This is a genomic window from Hymenobacter sp. DG25B (assembly GCF_000801315.1).
GTDB lineage: Bacteria > Bacteroidota > Bacteroidia > Cytophagales > Hymenobacteraceae > Hymenobacter.
Genome location: NZ_CP010054.1, coordinates 1,915,307 through 1,933,885, shown reverse-complemented (window position 1 = coordinate 1,933,885; position 18,579 = coordinate 1,915,307). Strand labels below are relative to the sequence as shown.

At 58.1% G+C, this 18,579-nt stretch carries 15 protein-coding genes; 8 read left to right on the top strand and 7 right to left on the bottom strand.

The genetic code is table 11. The annotated features are described in order from the left end of the window. Window positions 1-69: 69 nt before the first annotated feature. Window positions 70-3,594, bottom strand: a complete 3,525-nt coding sequence (locus PK28_RS08200; RefSeq protein WP_044513252.1) for a pyruvate carboxylase — start codon at window positions 3,592-3,594, stop codon at window positions 70-72. A gap of 201 nt (window positions 3,595-3,795) precedes the next feature. Here PK28_RS08200 and PK28_RS08195 point away from each other — a divergent pair, with 201 nt between their 5' ends. The 7 genes from PK28_RS08195 to PK28_RS08165 all read left to right on the top strand — a co-directional run bounded on the left by PK28_RS08195 (window position 3,796) and on the right by PK28_RS08165 (window position 11,692). Continuing rightward, window positions 3,796-4,509: an SDR family NAD(P)-dependent oxidoreductase gene (locus PK28_RS08195; protein WP_044513249.1), complete on the top strand. Its 714-nt coding sequence runs from the start codon at window positions 3,796-3,798 to the stop codon at window positions 4,507-4,509. A 36-nt stretch (window positions 4,510-4,545) separates the two neighbouring features. After that, window positions 4,546-5,868, top strand: coding sequence for a cryptochrome/photolyase family protein (locus tag PK28_RS08190; protein ID WP_044513246.1), 1,323 nt, complete (start codon window positions 4,546-4,548; stop codon window positions 5,866-5,868). 47 nt (window positions 5,869-5,915) lie between these two features. Beyond that, window positions 5,916-6,545: a TetR/AcrR family transcriptional regulator gene (locus tag PK28_RS08185; protein WP_044513244.1), complete on the top strand. Its 630-nt coding sequence runs from the start codon at window positions 5,916-5,918 to the stop codon at window positions 6,543-6,545. Window positions 6,546-6,577: 32 nt separating this feature from the next. Beyond that, window positions 6,578-7,885 (top strand): ABC1 kinase family protein, encoded by a 1,308-nt coding sequence (locus tag PK28_RS08180; RefSeq protein ID WP_044513241.1) that lies wholly within the window; start codon window positions 6,578-6,580, stop codon window positions 7,883-7,885. Window positions 7,886-7,978: 93 nt separating this feature from the next. After that, a complete protein-coding gene (locus PK28_RS08175; RefSeq protein ID WP_044513239.1) occupies window positions 7,979-8,866 on the top strand; it encodes a dienelactone hydrolase family protein in 888 nt (295 codons plus the stop codon). Window positions 8,867-8,989: 123 nt separating this feature from the next. Next, on the top strand, window positions 8,990-9,463 hold the full coding sequence (locus PK28_RS08170; protein ID WP_044513237.1) for an Mpo1 family 2-hydroxy fatty acid dioxygenase: 474 nt from the start codon (window positions 8,990-8,992) through the stop codon (window positions 9,461-9,463). A 120-nt stretch (window positions 9,464-9,583) separates the two neighbouring features. Continuing rightward, window positions 9,584-11,692, top strand: coding sequence for a tetratricopeptide repeat-containing sensor histidine kinase (locus tag PK28_RS08165; protein ID WP_197070496.1), 2,109 nt, complete (start codon window positions 9,584-9,586; stop codon window positions 11,690-11,692). Window positions 11,693-11,700: 8 nt separating this feature from the next. Here PK28_RS08165 and PK28_RS08160 read toward each other — a convergent pair whose 3' ends face one another. Next, entirely contained in the window at window positions 11,701-12,492 is a 792-nt protein-coding gene (locus PK28_RS08160) for a LytR/AlgR family response regulator transcription factor (RefSeq protein ID WP_048825758.1), read from the bottom strand. Between the two features lie 188 nt (window positions 12,493-12,680). Here PK28_RS08160 and PK28_RS08155 point away from each other — a divergent pair, with 188 nt between their 5' ends. Continuing rightward, the gene (locus PK28_RS08155; RefSeq protein ID WP_156126307.1) at window positions 12,681-13,229 is read left to right on the top strand and encodes a hypothetical protein; all 549 of its coding nucleotides are present in this window, start codon (window positions 12,681-12,683) and stop codon (window positions 13,227-13,229) included. An 82-nt stretch (window positions 13,230-13,311) separates the two neighbouring features. On the opposite strand, the gene PK28_RS08150 is transcribed toward PK28_RS08155, so the two are convergent. From PK28_RS08150 to trpB, 5 genes are all read right to left on the bottom strand, one after another. Further along, window positions 13,312-14,085, bottom strand: a complete 774-nt coding sequence (locus tag PK28_RS08150) for a phenylalanine 4-monooxygenase (RefSeq protein ID WP_316931977.1) — start codon at window positions 14,083-14,085, stop codon at window positions 13,312-13,314. Between the two features lie 215 nt (window positions 14,086-14,300). Continuing rightward, the gene (locus PK28_RS08145) at window positions 14,301-15,044 is read right to left on the bottom strand and encodes a phenylalanine 4-monooxygenase (protein WP_044513228.1); all 744 of its coding nucleotides are present in this window, start codon (window positions 15,042-15,044) and stop codon (window positions 14,301-14,303) included. A gap of 264 nt (window positions 15,045-15,308) precedes the next feature. After that, on the bottom strand, window positions 15,309-16,322 hold the full coding sequence (gene aroF, locus PK28_RS08140; RefSeq protein ID WP_044513227.1) for a 3-deoxy-7-phosphoheptulonate synthase: 1,014 nt from the start codon (window positions 16,320-16,322) through the stop codon (window positions 15,309-15,311). Window positions 16,323-16,478: 156 nt separating this feature from the next. Next, on the bottom strand, window positions 16,479-17,258 hold the full coding sequence (trpA, locus tag PK28_RS08135; protein ID WP_044513225.1) for a tryptophan synthase subunit alpha: 780 nt from the start codon (window positions 17,256-17,258) through the stop codon (window positions 16,479-16,481). A 122-nt stretch (window positions 17,259-17,380) separates the two neighbouring features. Next, the gene (trpB, locus tag PK28_RS08130) at window positions 17,381-18,577 is read right to left on the bottom strand and encodes a tryptophan synthase subunit beta (protein WP_044513222.1); all 1,197 of its coding nucleotides are present in this window, start codon (window positions 18,575-18,577) and stop codon (window positions 17,381-17,383) included. Window positions 18,578-18,579: the final 2 nt, after the last annotated feature.

Below are 18,579 nucleotides of genomic sequence, written 5' to 3'. Positions count from 1 at the left end.
AACAAGACCTCATCGGTCAACCTAACTTAGGTTGACCGATGAGGTCTGGCAGCAGTTTTCACTTCTTACTTAGCTCAGCGTCACTACCAGGTCATCGGCGTGCACCAAGGTACCTTCGGGCAGATTGACGGCCTGCACCGTGGTATCTTCTGAAGCAGTAATGGTGGTTTCCATTTTCATGGCTTCAATAATGAACAGCGGGGCGTTGCGCTTCACGGCTTCGCCATCCTTTACCAGCACTTTGGAAAGCAGCCCCTGCAAAGGCGCTCCTATCTGCCGGGGGTTGGCTTTATCGGCCTTGGGGTTCAGCACGCGCTTTACCTCCACGCTGGTATCTCTGATTTCCAGGTTGCGCGTCTGGCCGTTGAGGGAGAAGAAAATGGTGCGGCAGCCGTCCTCATTCACGGGGCCAATGCTTTGCAGGCCTACGATGATACTCTTGCCCCGGGCAATTTCAATAATGGTTTCCTCGCCGGGCTGCAGGCCGTAGAAAAACACCAGGGTGGGAATAACCGATACCTCGCCGTATTGCTGCAGGTGCGCCCAGTACTGCTCAAACACTTTGGGGTAAAGCAGCCAGGAAAGCAGATCCGTGAACTTGCCGCGCTGACCAAACTTCTCTTCAAACTTCTGCCACTCGGCGTCAAAGTCTATGGGGGCCAGGTGCTCGTTGGGGCGGTCGGTGAAGGGCTGCTCGTCTTTCAGAATAGCCTTTTGCACGTCTTTCGGCCAGCCGCCTTCCGGCTGCCCAATGTCCCCGCGGAACAGCTCCCGCACCGATTCCGGGAAGCTTAGGCTGGGGCCTTTCTCCAGCACATCGGCCGTGGTCAGGTTGTTGGAAACCAGGAACAAAGCCATATCCCCTACTACCTTGGAGGAGGGCGTTACTTTCACAATGTCGCCGAATAGCTGGTTGACATCGGCAAAGGTGGTTTTCACGGTTTCAAACTTATCCAGCAAGCCCAAAGATGCCGCTTGAGGCCGCAGGTTAGAGTACTGCCCACCCGGAATTTCGTGCTGAAACACTTCGGAGGTACCCGCTTTCAGCCCCGACTCAAACGGGTAGTAATGCTCCCGCACGGCTTCCCAGTAGTTGGAGAATTCGTTGAGGGAGCGTTGCTCGAACTCGCGGTGGCGGGGCTGCCCGCGCAGCATCTCCACTACGGAGTTGAAGTTGGGCTGCGAGGTGAGGCCCGACAGGCTTCCCAGCGCCACGTCAATCACATCCACGCCGGCCTCCACCGCTTTCAGGTAGGTGGCGGCCTGCAGGGAAGACGTATCGTGGGTGTGCAGGTGAATGGGCAGGCTGACGGTGTCCCGCAATGCCGTAACCAGCTCCTTGGCCGCGTAGGGTTTCAGCAGGCCGGCCATATCCTTAATGCACAGAATATGCGCGCCGGCTTCCTCAATCTGTTTGGCCAGGCGCAGGTAGTATTCCAGGGAATACTTGCGGTTGCGCTTGGGGTTCAGAATGTCGCCGGTGTAGCAGATGCTGGCCTCGGCCAAACGGTCCGTTTTGTTGCGCACAAACCCAATGCAGGCCTCCATACCCGGCATCCAGTTCAGGGAGTCGAAAATGCGAAACACGTCGATGCCGGTTTCGGCGGCCTGCTGCACAAAGCGCTCCGTGAGGTTATCAGGGTAGGCTTTGTAGCCCACGCCGTTGGCCCCGCGAATGAGCATTTGCAGCAGAATGTTGGGCACGGCCTGGCGCAGCTTGGCCAGCCGCTCCCACGGGTCTTCGTGCAAAAAGCGCAGGGCCACATCAAACGTAGCGCCGCCCCAGCATTCCAAGGAAAACGTCTGGGGGTGCATACGGGCGTAGCTTTCAGCCACCTTCAGCATATCGAAGGTGCGCATGCGCGTGGCCAGCAGGCTCTGGTGCGCATCGCGCAGGGTAGTATCGGTGTAGTGGATTTTGGGGTCTTCGCGCAGCCATTTTGAGAAGCCTTCGGGCCCCAGCTCCGTGAGCTTTTGCTTGGTGCCGGGCGGATAGGGGGCCGTGCGCGAAACTGCCTGCCCATTGCCGGCAGGTGCTCCGGGAGAATGGGCATCGAGGGCCATGCTCCAGCCGGTAGCCAGGTTCACCTCGGGCAGGCGCGGCTTGCGCAGCTCGCGCCTGGCATCTACCAGGCCGCGCACATCGGGGTGGCCGTTCACAATGACGTCGCCCAGGAAGCTGAGTACCTTGGTGGCCCGGTCCAGGCGCGGCTTGAATTTGAACAGTTCCTGATGATCCTTAATGAAGTCCACATTAGCCTCGCCGGCCATGAAAACCGGGTTGGCAATGATGTTCTGCAGAAACTGAATGTTGGTGCTTACCCCGCGTATCCGGAACTCATCCAAAGTACGCGCCATCTTGGTTGCGGCGCCCTGCAGCGTGGGCGCGTGGGTGGAAACCTTTACCAGCAGGGAGTCAAAAAACGGCGACACCTTCACGCCGGTGTACACCGAGCCCTGGTCCAGCCGGATGCCGAAGCCGCCCGCCGAGCGGTAGGCCGTAATGGTACCATAATCGGGCTTGAAGTCCTGCTCAGGGTCTTCGGTGGTGATGCGGCACTGAATGGCATAGCCAATTTTGAGCGGCGTTACGTCCGGGCCCAGGCCAATTTCCGGGTCGCTGAGGCGGCGGCCGTCGGCAATGTGCAGCTGGGTTTTAATCAGGTCGATGCCCGTAATCATCTCGGTTACGGTGTGCTCTACCTGAATGCGGGGGTTCACCTCGATAAAGTAAATCCGGTCGTGCTCGGGGTTCACCAGGAATTCCACGGTGCCCACATTGTTGTAGTTCACGGCCCGGCCCAGGCGCAGGGCATACTCATACAGGAGCTCCCGCATGTGGTCGGGGAGGTTGAGCGAGGGTGCTACTTCCACTACCTTCTGGTAGCGGCGCTGCACGGAGCAGTCCCGCTCGTAGAGGTGCGTGAGGCCACCGTGGTTATCGGCTACCAGCTGCACCTCAATGTGCTTGGGCTGCTCCACAAACTTCTCCAGGAACACGGTGTCGTCGCCGAAGGCTTTCAGGGCCTCATTACGAGCCTCGTAAAAGCCCCGCTCCATCTGCTCGTCGTCGCGGATGATGCGCATGCCCCGCCCGCCCCCACCGGAAGCCGCTTTCAGCATCACGGGGTAGCCGATGCGGTGGGCTTCTTCCTGCGCAATTTCAAAGGTGGTCAGGTCCTGAATGCTGCTTTCAATGATGGGCACCTGACACTGCACCGCCACTTTTTTCGCGGCCACCTTATCACCCAGGGCCTCCATCACCTCCGGGCGCGGGCCTACGAAAATGATGCCTTCCTCGCCGCAGCGGCGGGCCAGCGTGGCATTTTCACTTAGAAAGCCATAGCCCGGATGAATAGCATCCACCCCATTCTCCTTGGCCGTCCGGATGATTCCTTCAATGTCCAGATACGGCTTCAGGGGGTCGTCGTCGCGGCCCACCTGGTAGGCTTCATCGGCCTTGTAGCGGTGCAGGGAGTAGCGGTCCTCGTAAGTATAAATGGCTACCGTGGTAATGCCCAGCTCAGTTGCCGCACGCAGTACACGAATGGCAATTTCGCCCCGGTTGGCGACCAGCAGTTTGCGGATATTCATCTTGGCACGTAGGGTTTGGGTGGAACAGGGAAGGTGCTGCAAGCTACGGAATGGGGCGCGAAGTGTTAGCGAATTTTTGCTGAATTCATATTTTTCGCAATATAGATGCTCCTGTTAATTCTTGAATAAAGTAAAAAACCGGCAAAACCTTCTTTGCCTGGCACAGTTTGGAGAGCACCAATCCTAATTCACCCTCCACGCATGGAATTCGCGGATAAAAACATCCTGCTTGTTGGCGCATCTTCGGGTATCGGGCTGGCTACGGCCCGCCTGCTGCACCAGTTAAACGCCAATTTATTTACTGCCTCCCGCCACCTGTCTCCCGAGCTGGCCGAACTGAATACCACGTTCCTCGAGCTGGATGTCACGCAGCCCATCGGGGCTGCGCTGGATGGCTTGCCCGAAGTACTGCATGGCGTAGTCTACTGCCCCGGCAGCATCAAGCTCCGCCCGTTTGAGCGCATTCCGATGGATGATTTCCGGGCCGATTTTGAGCTGAATGTGCTGGGCGCGGTGCAGGTACTGCAGGCCACCATGAAGCGGCTGAAGAAGGCTTCCGGTGCTTCCATTGTACTGTTCAGCACGGTAGCTGCTGAAACCGGCATGGCTTTCCATGCCAGCATTGCCACCTCCAAAGCGGCGGTAGAAGGCCTGGCCCGCTCCCTGGCTTCCGAGTATGCGGGCAGCGGCATCCGGGTGAATGCCATTGCTCCTTCCCTGACGGATACGCCCCTGGCCGCGGCGCTGCTCAACACCCCGGAAAAGGCCGAAGCCAGCGCCAAGCGCCACCCGTTGCAGCGCGTGGGCCAGCCCCAGGACCTGGCCTATATGGCCGCCTTTCTCCTCTCTGAACACGGCTCCTTTATTACCGGCCAGGTGTTGCCGGTAGATGGTGGTATGGGCCGCTTAAAGTAATGCCGTACTTTCCGCCGAAATCTACGCTCGCAGCGCATGGCTAAAATCGTATTGTTCTGGCACCGGCGCGACCTGCGTCAGCATGATAATGCGGGCCTCACGGCGGCGCTGCAAAGCGGCTACCCGGTAGTGCCCCTGTTCATCTACGACCGGGATATTCTGGACAACCTGCCCAGCCGGCGGGATGCGCGCGTCACATTTATCTACCAGGAGGTAGAGCGCCTGGCCCGGCAAACGGAACAAGCCGGCGGCACCTTACTGGCCTACCATGGCCGGCCGGTGGAGGTATTCGGGCAGTTGCTCCAGCAGTTGGAGGTAGCAGCCGTGTACACCAATGAGGATTACGAGCCCTACGCCACTGCCCGGGATACCGACGTGGCGGAACTGCTGAAGGCGCGCGGGGTGGAGTTTCGTGCGTTTAAAGATCAGGTCATCTTTGCCAAGAATGAGATTCTCAGCAAGTCCGGCACGCCCTCCAAAGTGTTTGGGGCCTACAGCAAAGCCTGGCAGGCCGCCGTGCGCGATGAGCACTTAGCCCCCTACCCCACGGCCGAGCTTTTCCGGGCCGACAATCTGCAAGCGCTGCCCACCGCGCCGACCCGACCTACGTTGCCGGAAATGGGCTTTATCCATTTTGAGCAGTTTGTGCCCGCCGCCGAGCTGCCCGATGAGGCCCTGGTGCGCAACTACCATAACACCCGCGACAAGCCCGGCCTGGTGAATAGCAGTACGCGCCGCTCGGTGCACCTGCGGTTTGGCACCCTGAGCGTGCGGGAACTGATGCGGCAGGCCCGGGAGCTGAACCCCAAACTGCTGGGCGAGCTGATCTGGCGCGACTATTTTATGATGCTGCTCTGGCACTTTCCCTTTACCGCCACTGAAAGCTACGACCCGCGCCTGCGCCGCGTGCCCTACCGCAACAACGAAGCGGAGTTTACCGCCTGGTGCGAAGGCCGCACGGGCTACCCGCTGGTTGATGCCGGTATGCGGGAGCTCAACCAAACCGGCTATATGCCCAACCGGGCCCGCATTGCCGCCGCAGGCTTTCTGGTGAAGCATCTGCTTATTGACTGGCGCTGGGGCGAGCGGTACTTCGCCGATAAGCTGCTGGACTACGACCTGGCCCAGAACGTGGGCAACTGGCAGTGGATGGCCGGCACCGGCGCCGTGGCCGCGCCCTGGTTCCGGGTATACAGCCCCCAAAGCCAGCAGGAACAGTACGACCCCACCTTCGCCTACGTGTGGCAATGGATACCCGAGTTCGGCACCTGCGAATATCCCAAACCCATGGTAGACCACAAATTTGCCCGCGAACGGGCCATTACCACCCTGCGCACGGCCTATAAAGCCCTGGAGTAAACCCCGCAGCCGTAACCAAGCCGGCCTTACCCGGTTATAGACATACTATGGAAAAGGAGCGCATCAAACAAGCTTACCTCGATTACGTGCTGCGCAAAGGCAGCCCGCCGGCCTCAGTCTACCAGCTCACGCAAAAGCTGGGCCTGCCCGAGCAGGAATTCTACCGCTTCTATGCCAACTTCGACGCCATTGACCGGGAGCTGTGGGCCGATTTTGGCCGTCAGGCTCTTGCTACGGCCGAGAAAGAGCCGGTGTGGGCGCAGTACGGCAGCCGCGAAAAGCTGCTCAGCTTCTACTACACGCTGCTCGAGATTCTGAAGCGCAACCGTAGCTATGCCCTGCAGTCGTTGCGCCGCTCTTTGCACCGCATGCCCGGCCTCACGCCCCGCGTGCTCGACGATTTCTGGCAGGAGTTTGAGGCCTTTGTGACGGAGATTCTGCGCGAAGGTCGCCGCACGGAGGAAGTAGCCGCCCGCCCCATCATTCAGGATCAGTACCCGCGCGCTTTCTGGCAGCAGATGCTGTTTGTGCTGGGCTTCTTCGCCAAAGATGATACCGTGGATTTTGCGCGCACCGATGCCGCTGTGGAAAAAGCCGTAACGCTGAGCTTCGACCTGGTAGGCCGCAACACCCTGGATTCCGCCCTGGATTTCGTGCGTTTTCTGGTGCGGCGGTAGCCGTTCTTCCTGCTTATTCTCTTTTCAAGCTCATGGAAGAACCCTCCAAGTCCCTTGATTCCCTGCCGACCACTAAAGTAGCCCGGGCGGCGCGCTTCGCAAAAACCGGCTTCAATGTAGGAGCCAACTACGTGAAGCACTACGCCAGGCGGGCAGTAGGCGCCGAAAGCACCACGCAGGATTTGCATGAGGCAAATGCGGCAGAGCTCTACGGTACATTGAGCGAGATGAAAGGCTCGGTGCTGAAAGTGGCCCAGATGCTGGCCATGGAGAAAAATATTCTGCCCGCGGCCTATGCCGACCAGTTTGCCCAGGCCCAGTATCAAACCCCGCCACTGTCCGGCCCGCTGGTAGTAAAGGCGTTTCGGGATGCCTTTGGGAAGTCGCCCTTTGAGGTGTTTGAGGAATTCGACATAAATGCCCGGCAGGCGGCCAGCATCGGGCAGGTGCACTTTGCCCGCCAGGAAGGCCGGGAGCTGGCCGTGAAAGTGCAGTACCCCGGTGTGGCCGACAGCATCCGCTCCGATATCCGGCTGGTGAAGCCCATTGCCCTGCGTATTCTGGGGCTGGATGAGGCCACCGTGCGGCCTTACCTGCAGGAAGTGGAAACGCGCCTGCTGGAGGAAACCGATTACGCCCTGGAGCTGCGGCGGGGCCAGGAAATGGCGGCCGCCTGTGCCCACTTGCCCCACCTGGAGTTTGCGCGCTACTACCCGGAACTGTCCTCGGCCCGCATCCTGACTATGGACTGGCTGCCGGGCCAGCACCTGAAAGAGTTTCTGGCCACGGCCCCTACGCAGGAAGTGCGCAACCAGCTGGGCCAGGCGCTCTGGGACTTCTACATGTATCAGCTAAACGAATTGCGCCAGGTGCACGCCGACCCGCACCCCGGCAACTTCCTACTACAAACCAATGCTGGTGGCACGCTGGGCGTGCTGGACTTTGGCTGCGTAAAGGAAATTCCCGAGGACGTGCACCAACTCTTCACGGCGCTGCTGGCCCCGGAAACCCTCACCGATCCGGCAGTACTCACAGCCCTGCTCGAGCAGGCGGGCGTGGTGCGCCCGGAAGACGCCGCCCCCAAACGGGCGTTTTATGTCAGTACGATGCAGGCTTCGCTGGAACTGGTAGGGCGTCCTTTCCGGCAGAACACCTTTGATTTCGGCGACCCTTCCTATATGCAGGCCTTGTATGCCTTAGGTGATGACCTGATGCAGCAGCCGGAACTCCGCCAGCAGAGGGAACCGCGCGGCTCGGAGCATTTCATTTACCTCAACCGCACTTATGTGGGTCTGTATGCTTTCCTGACCGAGCTGCGGGCCCAGGTACACACCCGCTAAGCAGCACAAAATCAACCAGGAAACTTCGTTAACATTTTTGCCTTGTTTTAGCTTTCCTTTCACTCACTTACTCACAACCACTCTCCATTTTCCATGAAAAAAATCTGGACGCTTTGCCTGGCGCTGCTGGGCACAGCCACCCTGGCCTCCGCGCAGACTTCTACCACGGCCGCCAAACCGGCTATGAGCTGCTGCGCCAAGCCGGCTGCCAACCAGCAAGCCACCGAAGCCTTTGCCATGCTGGCCACCAACGAGGAATTCTCCGGCGGCCACGATGCCCCCCTGCCCTACGAGTACCAGGGCCCGGGCGAGATGATTGAATTCAAAACCACCGATGGCCACACTGCCCGCGGCTTCGAAATCAAAAGCAACGTGCGTTCCGACAAATACCTGTTCGTAATTCACGAGTGGTGGGGCCTCAACGATTACATTAAAAAGGAAGCCGCCCGCTTTGCTACGGAGCTGAAAGGCGTCAACGTCATTGCCCTCGACCTTTACGATGGTAAGGTGGCCACTACGGCTGATGAAGCCGGCAAGCTGATGCAGGCCGTGCAAACGGCCCGCGCCGAGGCCATCATTAAAGGAGCTATCCTGCATGCCGGCCCCAAAGCCCAGATTGCCAGCGTAGGCTGGTGCTTCGGCGGTGGCTGGTCATTGCAAACGGCGTTGCTGGCGGGCCCCAAAGCCGTAGGCTGCGTGATGTACTACGGCATGCCCGAGAAGGATGTGGCCCGCTTGAAAACGCTGAATACCGACGTACTGGGTATTTTTGCCGCGCAGGACCAGTGGATTTCCCCCACCGTGGTGGGCGAGTTTGTGCGCAACATGGAAACGGCCAAGAAGAAGGTGACCATTAAAAACTATAACGCCGACCACGCCTTCGCCAACCCCTCTAACCCCAAATACAGCCAGGAGTACGCCGAAGACGCCCACGCGCTGACGGTAGCCTACCTGAAGAAAAAATTCAAGCTGAAAGGCTAAGGCCCTACGGCTGCTGTTCAATTTTCAGTAAACACGCCTTCCCGGAATCCGGGAAGGCGTGTTGCTTTTATGGCAGATTCTAAACCCCTATTTTTAATCCAACTCATTACCTCCTACTCTGCCATGTCTGCTGCCCTGAATGCCTTGCTCGCCGAATACGGTGAAAGCCACCAAAACCCCACGAATAAGCTGGTGCACTGGGTGTGCGTCCCGCTGATTATGTTTTCCCTCCTGGGCTTGTTGTGGTCGGTGCCGATGCCGCATAGCTTACGCGCTACCAGCCCATGGCTCAACCTGGCCACGCTGGTGATGGTGCTGGCGGTAGGGTATTATTTCCGGCTCTCGGTGCGGCTGGCGCTGGGCATGGTGCTCATCACCGCGGCCATGGCCCTGGGAATTCGGGTGGTTGATGCCGGGGCGGGCTTACCGCTGTGGGCGGTGTGCCTTATTATTTTCGTGCTGGCCTGGATTGGGCAGTTCTGGGGGCATAAAGTAGAAGGCAAAAAGCCCAGCTTTCTGAAGGATCTGCAGTTTCTACTGATTGGCCCGCTCTGGCTGCTGCACTTTATCTACCGGCGTTTGGGGTGGCAGTATTAACGCCTCCCTTCGCACCGTTTTTGATTTACTGGCTATAGCTTTATGATGCTCTCCGCAACTGACCTCCGGTTTATCTGCCTTGTTGTCTGCCTTCACCTTAGCAATATCCTTTCGCCGGCCGTGGCAGCTGCTCAGCCCTCGGCGCGCGCCCAGCAGCTTTACAGGCGCCTTCAGCAGCCGCACCTCGCCGATACCAGTCGGGTGAATACGCTGAACGATTTAAGCTGGGAACTGCTCAACTCCGGTCAGTCGGACTCTGCCTGGGCATTGGCACAACGGGCTACCCTTTTGGCCCGGCAAAGTAGATACCCGACTGGTTTGTCGCTGGCTTATCGTAGCGCCTGTGAGTTTTTGATGCGGAAGGGCGAGTTGCAGGAAGCTAGCCGGTACGCCCGCCTACAGCTGACCGAGGCCCAAAAAACCAACCAAAACCCGCTCCTGCTGCGCGCCTACCGCAGCCTTACCTTAACGGGCAACATGCTGGGCAACTTTGACCAGGTGCGGCGGTATGCCCGCCAGGGGTTGCAGCTCAGCCAGCTTTTGGCCCTGCCCCGCTGGCAGATAGACTTCGCCGGCGACCTAGCCGATGCCTTTACGCGCCAGGGAAAATATCCGCAGGCGCTGGTATATTATCTGCGGGCCAGCAGCCTGGAAGAACAGTATAAATTAAATGATTTAAAGCCTTATACGGCGGCCAGCATCGGCAATATTTACTTGTTTGAGAAGGACTACCCCCGGGCCATTGAGTACACCCGAAAATCGGCCGAGTTGTTCCGCCAGGCGGGCAATCTGGCTTATGTCGCCCTCTGTTATAATAACCTGGGCGACGCCTACGCCGGGCAAAAGAATTTACAGGCGGCGCAGCAGGCTTACCTGCAGGCACAGCAGATATTCAGGGAACAGCAAAGTCCCTTCGAGGCAGTTTCGGCCAGCGCTTTAGGGCAGATTAGCTATGAGTTAGGACGCCATGAGGAGGCACTGGCTTATCATCAGAAAGCGTTGGCCGGGCTTCGCCAGTTGGGCGAGCAAAATCTGCTGATAACCGGGCTAAACCGGGCGGCCCAAACGTACGCCGCCCTGCACAACAACGCCCAGGCAGAGCTACTGGCCCGCGAGAGCCTGCAACTGGCCCATAAGCTCGGCATCCGGGCCGACGAGCTGGTGGCGGCCGATTTGCTGGCTCACCTGGCAAAAGAGCGCGGCAACTTTCAACAAGCATTAGGCTTTGCGGAACAAGCCGCCACCCTGCGCGACTCCGTGTTCAGCCACGAAAAATCAGAAGCCATTGGCCGTTTGCAGGGCGCCTTCGATTTAAGCCGGGAACGCCAGCGAGTGCAGTTGCTGCGTAAAAACCAGCAATTGCAACAGCAGCGCCTGCACCAGCAAAGGTTGCTGTTGGGGGCATTGGCGCTGGGTTTTGTAGTGGTGTTAGGCGCCGGGCTTATGCTTTGGCGCATCAATAAAATCCTCTCCCGCAAGAACCGGGAGATTGAGGAGCAACGAACTGCGCTGGCCCAGCTGAACGCTACCAAAGACCGGCTCTTTTCTATTATTGGTCATGACCTGCGCGGCCCGCTCAACTCGCTGCACGCCTTTGTTTCTCTGCTTAATATCCGGCAGCTACCCCAGGAAAAACTCATCCAATACGCCCAGCGCCTCAACCAAACCCTTGACCAGACCCTGGCGCTGATTGACAACCTCCTCAGCTGGGCAGCCGTGCAGATGCAGGCCTCCGAGCGGGTAAACCCCGAAGCCGTGCGCCTGCAGGAAGCTGTGGAGGAAAACTTCCGTCTGCTGCGCACTGCCGCTGAGCAAAAGAATATTGCCCTGCTACACACGCTGGAGGCCACCGAATGGGCCTGGGCCGACCCCGATATGGTACGGCTGGTGCTGCGTAACCTGCTCAGCAACGCTATTAAGTTTACTTCCGCTGGCGGCCAGGTGCAGGTAAGCAGCACCCAGGAAGGTGGGTCCTGGCAGCTAGCTGTGGCCGATACCGGAGTAGGCTTATCAGCGGAAGCGTTACAGGCATTGCTGAGTCCTGCCGAGCCCGCGCGTAGTACGGCTGGCACTGCTCAGGAAAGCGGTACCGGGCTGGGCTTAGTGCTGTGCCGGGATTTTGTGGCCCGCAACGGCGGCCGATTATGGGCAGAAAGTGCCGGCCCGGGCCGGGGCACTACCTTCTATTGCACTTTCCCGCAGGCGGCGGCACTTAGTATTGTAGCGTAGCTGATGGCCTAACCGGAGCGGCGCGTAATCAAACGGTTTTGCACTACCCGCTCCGTCACCTCGTCGCGGTAGGTCTGGCTGAGCGGCACGGCCACTTTCAACAGCTTCACATCCTGATTGGTAATCACTTCAATCTTGCTAGCATTGACCAGGAAGGACCGATGGGTGCGCACAAAAAGCGGCGCCGGCAACTGGCTTTCAATGTTTTTCAAATTCACCAGGGTGATGTGCACGGTACCATCTTCCAGGAAAACCTTGCTAAAGTCACGCATGGCCTCAATGTAAGCCACTTCATCATAACGCAGCTTCACAAACTGCATTTCTGTCCGGATGAAAAAGTAATCCTCTTGGGATGAGCTGCCGGGGGTTGACGGCGGCCAGGGTGCAGGAGATGGCTCGTTTATGAGCCGGGCCGCCCGCCGATGCTGCAATAGCTGGCGGGCTTTATCAATGGCCCGCAGAAACCGGTCGAAGGCCAGCGGCTTGAGCAAATAGTCGACGGCATCTACCTCATAACTCTGGGCCGCGTATTTCTGGTGTGAGGTCATAAATATGACCAGGGGCGGCTGCCGTAGCGCCCGCACCAGCTCCAGCCCGTTCAGGCCTGGCATTTCTATATCAGAGATAAGCAAATCGGCGGGTTGCCGGGCCAGCTGCTCAAATGCCGCCAACGGCTGCTCGTGCAGTCCTATCAGCTGCAAAGCAGGCACCTGCTCCACAAAGCTACCTACCAGGTCACGCATCAGCAGGTCATCTTCCAGCACCAGGCAGGTAATGGGAGGCTCGGTAGCAGGCATCATAAGCGAGAAAGGAATGAAATCCGGATCTGGTAGACAGGCCAACCAGCCCATCGACTTTTCCCCCGGTCTGGTAGACTTGCCTGTGCAGCCCTGGCGCCGGGCTTATAGTTTCAGACTTGCTTTCTGATTAGAAAGAAAGCCCCGTCGGCAAATTCTTATTCCTCTTCCCTAATTCCAAACTTTCACCCATGCAAACTCTTACCTCCCGTTCAGCCCGCGTGCTCGTTGCCCTTGTTTTTCTGTGTGTTAGCGCCTCACTAACCTCCTGCGACAAAATTAAGAATGCCGTTAAAGTGAACTTCAATTATAACGTGGCGAATCTGAATTTTACTCTCAATCCTACTACTCAAACCAATTTCTCCACCACCGTTTCACAGACCTCCGGCTTGCAGGCCGAGCTCGACAAAAATAAAGCAGCGGTAGAGAAAGTAACGCTTGAATCGGCGGTATTTACCCTGACGGGCACCTCCAATTCCAACGACAACTTCGGGCTGATTTCTGGTGGTGAAGTGTACATCAAGGCCAACGGTCAGTCGGCTAAGCTCGGAACCTTCACCAACGCTGAAACCAATACGCAAAGCATCAGCCTCACGGTGGATAACAGCCTGGACCTGAAGCAGTATCTGCAGGCCCCGGAGTTTACGGTGGAGCTGAAAGGCACCACCCGCCGGGCCATTGAGCAACAAATGTTTGTGAATGGCGCCCTCAAGTTTAATGTGACTGGCAAAGCCAAGTAACAGGTGTGAAGTAGTGTATGCATTATAAAAGCCCGGCTCCGCTGCAACGGACCCGGGCTTTTTCGTGCATTCCACTCAACAACTATTCTACCAGTCGCGCCTTAAGCTGGGTCAGGCTTTCGCCTAGCTGGTCCATGCTTTCCAGTATGAAGTACAGCTCCTGAAAATGGTCTTTCTCAAAGGGCGTAGTCAGCACGCCATCCAGGCTGAACTCCAGGCGGGTAGGCTTTTCGCTGAGGCTGAACTTTACTTCCCCGTGTGAGGAAAGCAGACCCGCCCCGTAAATGCGCAGGCCGTTGGGCTGACGGAGCAGGCCAAACTCGGCGGTGAACCAGTACAGGCGCGTGAACAGCTCCAGCGTGCCGGGCCAGCGCTGGAAATGCTGCACAGCGGCTTCGCCTAGTTCCTGCAAAAAGGCTCCAAACTCCGGGTTCATCAGCAGCGGCACATGGCCGAATACGTCATGAAACATATCGGGCTCTTCCAGGTAGTCCAGCTGCTCCAGCTTGCGCAGCCACGTGGTGGCAGGAAACTTCTTATCGGCCAGCAGGCCAAAGAATACGGCATCATCTACAATGCCGGGCACTACCACCAGTTCCCAGCCAGTAAGTGCTTTTAGCCGCGGATTAACTTCCGCAAAATCAGGAATGGCGTGGCGGTGAAACCCTATTTCCCGCAGGCCTTCCAGAAAAGGCTCGGCCGCGCGCCCCGGCAGCAACGCCGATTGGCGGTCGAACAGCAGCTGCCAAACGTGCTGGTCGGCGGCGGTGTAGTGGGCATATTGCTGCTCCATGAGTGGCAGCGTGGCTACGGTGGCGGTGGTGGCGGCGAGAACGGAAGCAGAGGAGGACATCATATGAAAAAGGAAATGTGAAGGCGTGAAAAAGAAAAAGCCTGCCTCCGCAGAGCGGAAGCAGGCTTAAGAAGTATGTCGGAGTTAAGTACTTATCCTCCCTGACACGCCATAGCCGCTCCGCTCCTGCAGGGAGCGTAATAAGCATAAGCGTAATAGCGGGAGACAAGCCGAATCATGGAAGTAAAGTTAGGAGGCAAACCGGAAGAAACAAGCCGCTAGACGGTTTTCAGCTGCCAGTTGGTTGAAAGCAACGCGGCCAGCTCAGCTACACTTTCCGTGAGCTGCTCCCAATTAGGCAAAACAAAATACTGTTCCTGGAAGCGCACTTCAGTGAAGGGCGTGTGCAATACGGAAGCGAGGTCGAAGTCACGGCGGATGGTTTCATCATCTACACAGTGGTGCGTTTCGCCGGCCGAGGAGAGCAGACCCGCCCCGTAGATGCGCGGCTTGCCCTCTTCCATTACCAACCCAAATTCTACCGTGAACCAGTAGAGTGCACGCAGGCGCTGCAACCCCTGCGCATCGTTTAGGTGCAGGCGGGCTACGTGACCCAGGAAGTGGAGGAAGTTGGCAAACGCCGCGTCCGACAGCAACGGCACGTGCCCGAAGATATCATGAAACAGGTCGGCTTCCTCAATGAAGTCGAACTGCCGCATGGGCCGGATCCAGGTGGTGGCGGGAAACTTCTTCTCCGCCAGCAAGGCAAAGAAAGTAGCATCATCTACCATACCGGGCACCGCCACCAGTTCCCAACCGGTATAGCTACCCAGCCGCTCGTTCACTTCCTCAAACTTAGGAATGGCGTTGCGGTGGAAACCAATGCGCTTGAGGCCCTGCGCAAAGGCGGAGCAGGCCCGCTTGTGCAGCAGCGCAGTCTGGCGGTCGAACAGAACTTTCCATACTAATTGGTCCTGAGCAGTGTACTGGTCGTAGTGTTGCGCGAACATCGTATTGGACATAAAAAAAGCCCGGCTCCTGGAAGGAGTCGGGCTTTTGTGGTTTTCAGCGAGTAAGTAGCATGTAGCGCTCTTAGCTTCTGTACCGGCAATGCAGCCCAACTCCGTTTCGCATATTGCGAATCGGGGTTAGATAAAAGCATTTCACGGATTGGTTCTGCATACTGATTGCAAATATATAGGCAACAGCTAATTAGTTGTATCCAAAAAGGGGAATTATTTTTTCAAAGGGTCTGAAAAAGCTCCTTTCTGAGCTTCGTTGGGGGTTTATTCCAGCTCCTGGCGCAGGGCATACACCCGGCGCAAATTGCGAATCAGGCGCTCCGACTCCGCAAAGTTCAGCGTCTGCTGCCCATCGGAGGCAGCTTCTTCCGGCTTTTCGTGCGCTTCGTAGATGATGCCATCGGCACCGGCCATAACGCCGGCCAGGGCCATGGGCGCCACATGCTCCCGAATGCCAATGCCGTGCGACGGGTCTACAATAACGGGCAGGTGGGTTTTCTCTTTCAGAATGGGCACAGCGTTCAAATCCAGCGTATTGCGCGAGGCTGTTTCGAACGTGCGGATGCCCCGCTCGCAGAGAATCAGCTTTTCATTGCCTCCGGAAAAAACGTATTCCGCCGAAGACAACAGCTCTTCAATGGTGCCGGAAATACCGCGCTTGATCATCACGGGCTTATCTACGCCACCCAGGGCATCCAGCAGGTTGAAGTTCTGGGTGTTGCGCGCGCCTACCTGGAACACATCCACGTAATCGTGCATCTCCTCTACCTGCGACACCTGCATTACCTCCGTCACAATCTTGATGCCGCGGGCGCGGGCCATCTGGTGAAACAGCTTCAGGCCATCCATGCCCAAACCGCGGAAAGAGTACGGCGAGGAACGGGGCTTAAACACGCCGCCGCGCATGATGCGCACGTCATTATCCACCAGGTGCTGCATAATCAGCTCCATCTGGGCTTCACTCTCAATGCTGCACGGGCCGGCGGCCAGCGTGAGGCTCCCCTCTCCGATCCGCACGCCGTTGCCGAGGTCCAGCACGGTGGGGCGCACGCGCCATTTGCGGCTCACCAGCTTGTAATCGTCCGATACCCGATGAATATCGAGGATGCCCGGCAGCTGCCCAATGGCGCGCAGGTCGATATCGGCTTTGCCGATAGCCACCAGGTAGTGGGCGCGCTGGGTTTTAACGTCAGTTACTTTGTATTTGAGCGCCTGAATGCGGGCTTCAATATCCGCCTGAGCAGCGGCTGAAATATTGGGTTCGAGTTGGATGATCATTTGGAGAAGAAGAAAGAAAAGTCATCTGTCATGTCGAGCGCAGCCGAGACATCTCGCGTGCTGATGTTATGGTGCTAACTATTTACCACACTAGCAAGATGTCTCGGCTACGCTCGACATGACGAGCTACTATTTATGACGTTCTGATTTTGCGGCTTACTGAAGCACAGACTGCACAAAGCGGCTAGCCGCAGCCGGGGCATCATCCGTGTCATCGAGGGCGCGGATCAGGGCGGAGCCGATGATGGCGCCTTCGGCGTACCGGCAGGCGTTTTGGAAAGAAGCTTTGTCACCGATACCGAAACCGATTAAGCGCGGGTTGCGCAGCTTCATGTCCTCGATGCGCTGGAAATAGGCGTCCTGCACCCCTTCGGCCTGGGTATTGGCCCCGCCCGTAGTGCCGGGGCCGGATACCAGGTAAAGGAAGGAATCCGTCAGGTCGTCGATGCGGCGGATGCGCTCCGGAGCGGTTTGCGGCGTGATCAGGAAGACAGGGCGCATGTTATAGCGCTGGAAGATTTCCTGGTATTCGGCCACATAGTCGTCCAGGGGCAGATCGGGCAGGATAATGCCGTCCACTCCCACCGCCGCCGCCTCGCGGCAGAAGTTTTCCACCCCAAATTGCATCACCGGGTTCAGGTAGCCCATGAGCAGAATTGGCGTGTCAGGCACGTGGCTCCGGATATCAGCCAGCTGGCGAAACAATACCCGCAGGTTCATGCCGTTTTTCAGCGCCACGGAGCTGCTCTGCTGAATGACGGGGCCATCGGCCAGGGGGTCAGAGAAGGGCATCCCGATTTCAATCAGGTCTGCGCCAGCCGTGGTCAGGGCCGTGAGCAGCGGCACCGTGGAATCCAGCGTGGGGTAGCCGGCCGTGAAATAGATATTGAGCAGGCCTTTCTGCTTTTTATCGAAGACGTTTTTTATTCGATTCATTGTAATTCTTTCTGTCATCCTGAGCTTGGCGAAGGACCTTACCCCGCGTGAACAATATCGTGCGGCCGTGACCTGACGTGATAAGGTCCTTCCTTCGTCAGGATGACAGATGTTGTGAGTGGTTACAGAATAGTATCGGCGTACTTCAGGTAAGTTTCCAGGTCTTTGTCGCCGCGGCCGGAGAGGTTTACCACCACCACATCATTGGGGCCGGCGCCCAGCTGGTCCAGCGCGGCCAGGGCGTGCGCCGTTTCCAGAGCCGGGATAATGCCTTCCAGGCGGCTCAGCTCCGAGACGGCACGCAGGGCATCCTCGTCTTCAATGCTGATAAACCGGGCCCGGCCGGCATCGGCCAGGAAAGCGTGCAGGGGGCCAATTCCCGGGTAATCAAGCCCCGCCGAAATGGAATACGGCTCGGTAATCTGGCCTTCCTCATCCTGCATCAGCAGCGTGCGGGCACCGTGAATAACACCCGGCGTACCCAGCACCGAGGTAGCCGCCGAGTGGCCGGAATAAATGCCATGACCAGCCGCTTCCACCGCTACCAGTTGCACCGAAGGCTCTTCCAGAAAATGATAGAAAGCACCCGCCGCGTTGGAGCCGCCGCCCACACAGGCCACCACGTACTGCGGCAGCTCGGAACCGGTTTTTTCCAGCAGCTGCTTGCGCATCTCCTCGCTGATGATTGCCTGCAGCCGCGCCACCAGATCAGGGTACGGGTGCGGGCCTACTACGGAGCCAATGATGTAGTGCGTATTTACGGGGTTGGAAATCCAGTCCCGGATGGCCTCGTTGGTGGCATCTTTCAGCGTGCGGCTGCCGCTCATGGCGGCGCGCACCTCGGCCCCCAGCAGGCGCATGCGGTACACGTTGGGCTTCTGCCGCTCCATGTCCACCTCGCCCATATACACGATGCACTGCATCCCCATGAGGGCACACACCGTGGCGGTGGCCACGCCGTGCTGGCCCGCGCCGGTTTCGGCAATAATGCGGGTTTTTCCCAGACGTTTGGCCAGCAGAATCTGGCCCACGGTATTATTGATTTTGTGGGCGCCGGTGTGGCACAGGTCCTCCCGCTTCAGGAAAACGCGGGTATTATATTTCTCCGATAAGCGCTTGGCCTCAAACAGCGGTGTAGGGCGGCCCACATAGTCCCGGAGCAGCATCTGGTATTCCTCCTGAAACTCCGGCTCGGCCAGAATATCGAGGTATTGCTGGCGCAGCTCCTCTACGTTGGGGTAGAGCATTTCAGGGATGAAAGCGCCGCCAAACTGGCCGTAGTAGCCGCGCTCCGTAGGTTGCTGGTAGGTTGGTTTCATGA

Coding starts and splice junctions, on each gene's coding strand:
- PK28_RS08200 (WP_044513252.1), bottom strand. CDS start 3,594: ATGAATATCCGCAAACTGCTGGTCGCCAACCGGGGCGAAATTGCCATT.
- PK28_RS08195 (WP_044513249.1), top strand. CDS start 3,796: ATGGAATTCGCGGATAAAAACATCCTGCTTGTTGGCGCATCTTCGGGT.
- PK28_RS08190 (WP_044513246.1), top strand. CDS start 4,546: ATGGCTAAAATCGTATTGTTCTGGCACCGGCGCGACCTGCGTCAGCAT.
- PK28_RS08185 (WP_044513244.1), top strand. CDS start 5,916: ATGGAAAAGGAGCGCATCAAACAAGCTTACCTCGATTACGTGCTGCGC.
- PK28_RS08180 (WP_044513241.1), top strand. CDS start 6,578: ATGGAAGAACCCTCCAAGTCCCTTGATTCCCTGCCGACCACTAAAGTA.
- PK28_RS08175 (WP_044513239.1), top strand. CDS start 7,979: ATGAAAAAAATCTGGACGCTTTGCCTGGCGCTGCTGGGCACAGCCACC.
- PK28_RS08170 (WP_044513237.1), top strand. CDS start 8,990: ATGTCTGCTGCCCTGAATGCCTTGCTCGCCGAATACGGTGAAAGCCAC.
- PK28_RS08160 (WP_048825758.1), bottom strand. CDS start 12,492: ATGATGCCTGCTACCGAGCCTCCCATTACCTGCCTGGTGCTGGAAGAT.
- PK28_RS08155 (WP_156126307.1), top strand. CDS start 12,681: ATGCAAACTCTTACCTCCCGTTCAGCCCGCGTGCTCGTTGCCCTTGTT.
- PK28_RS08150 (WP_316931977.1), bottom strand. CDS start 14,085: ATGATGTCCTCCTCTGCTTCCGTTCTCGCCGCCACCACCGCCACCGTA.
- PK28_RS08145 (WP_044513228.1), bottom strand. CDS start 15,044: ATGTCCAATACGATGTTCGCGCAACACTACGACCAGTACACTGCTCAG.
- aroF (WP_044513227.1), bottom strand. CDS start 16,322: ATGATCATCCAACTCGAACCCAATATTTCAGCCGCTGCTCAGGCGGAT.
- trpA (WP_044513225.1), bottom strand. CDS start 17,258: ATGAATCGAATAAAAAACGTCTTCGATAAAAAGCAGAAAGGCCTGCTC.
- trpB (WP_044513222.1), bottom strand. CDS start 18,577: ATGAAACCAACCTACCAGCAACCTACGGAGCGCGGCTACTACGGCCAG.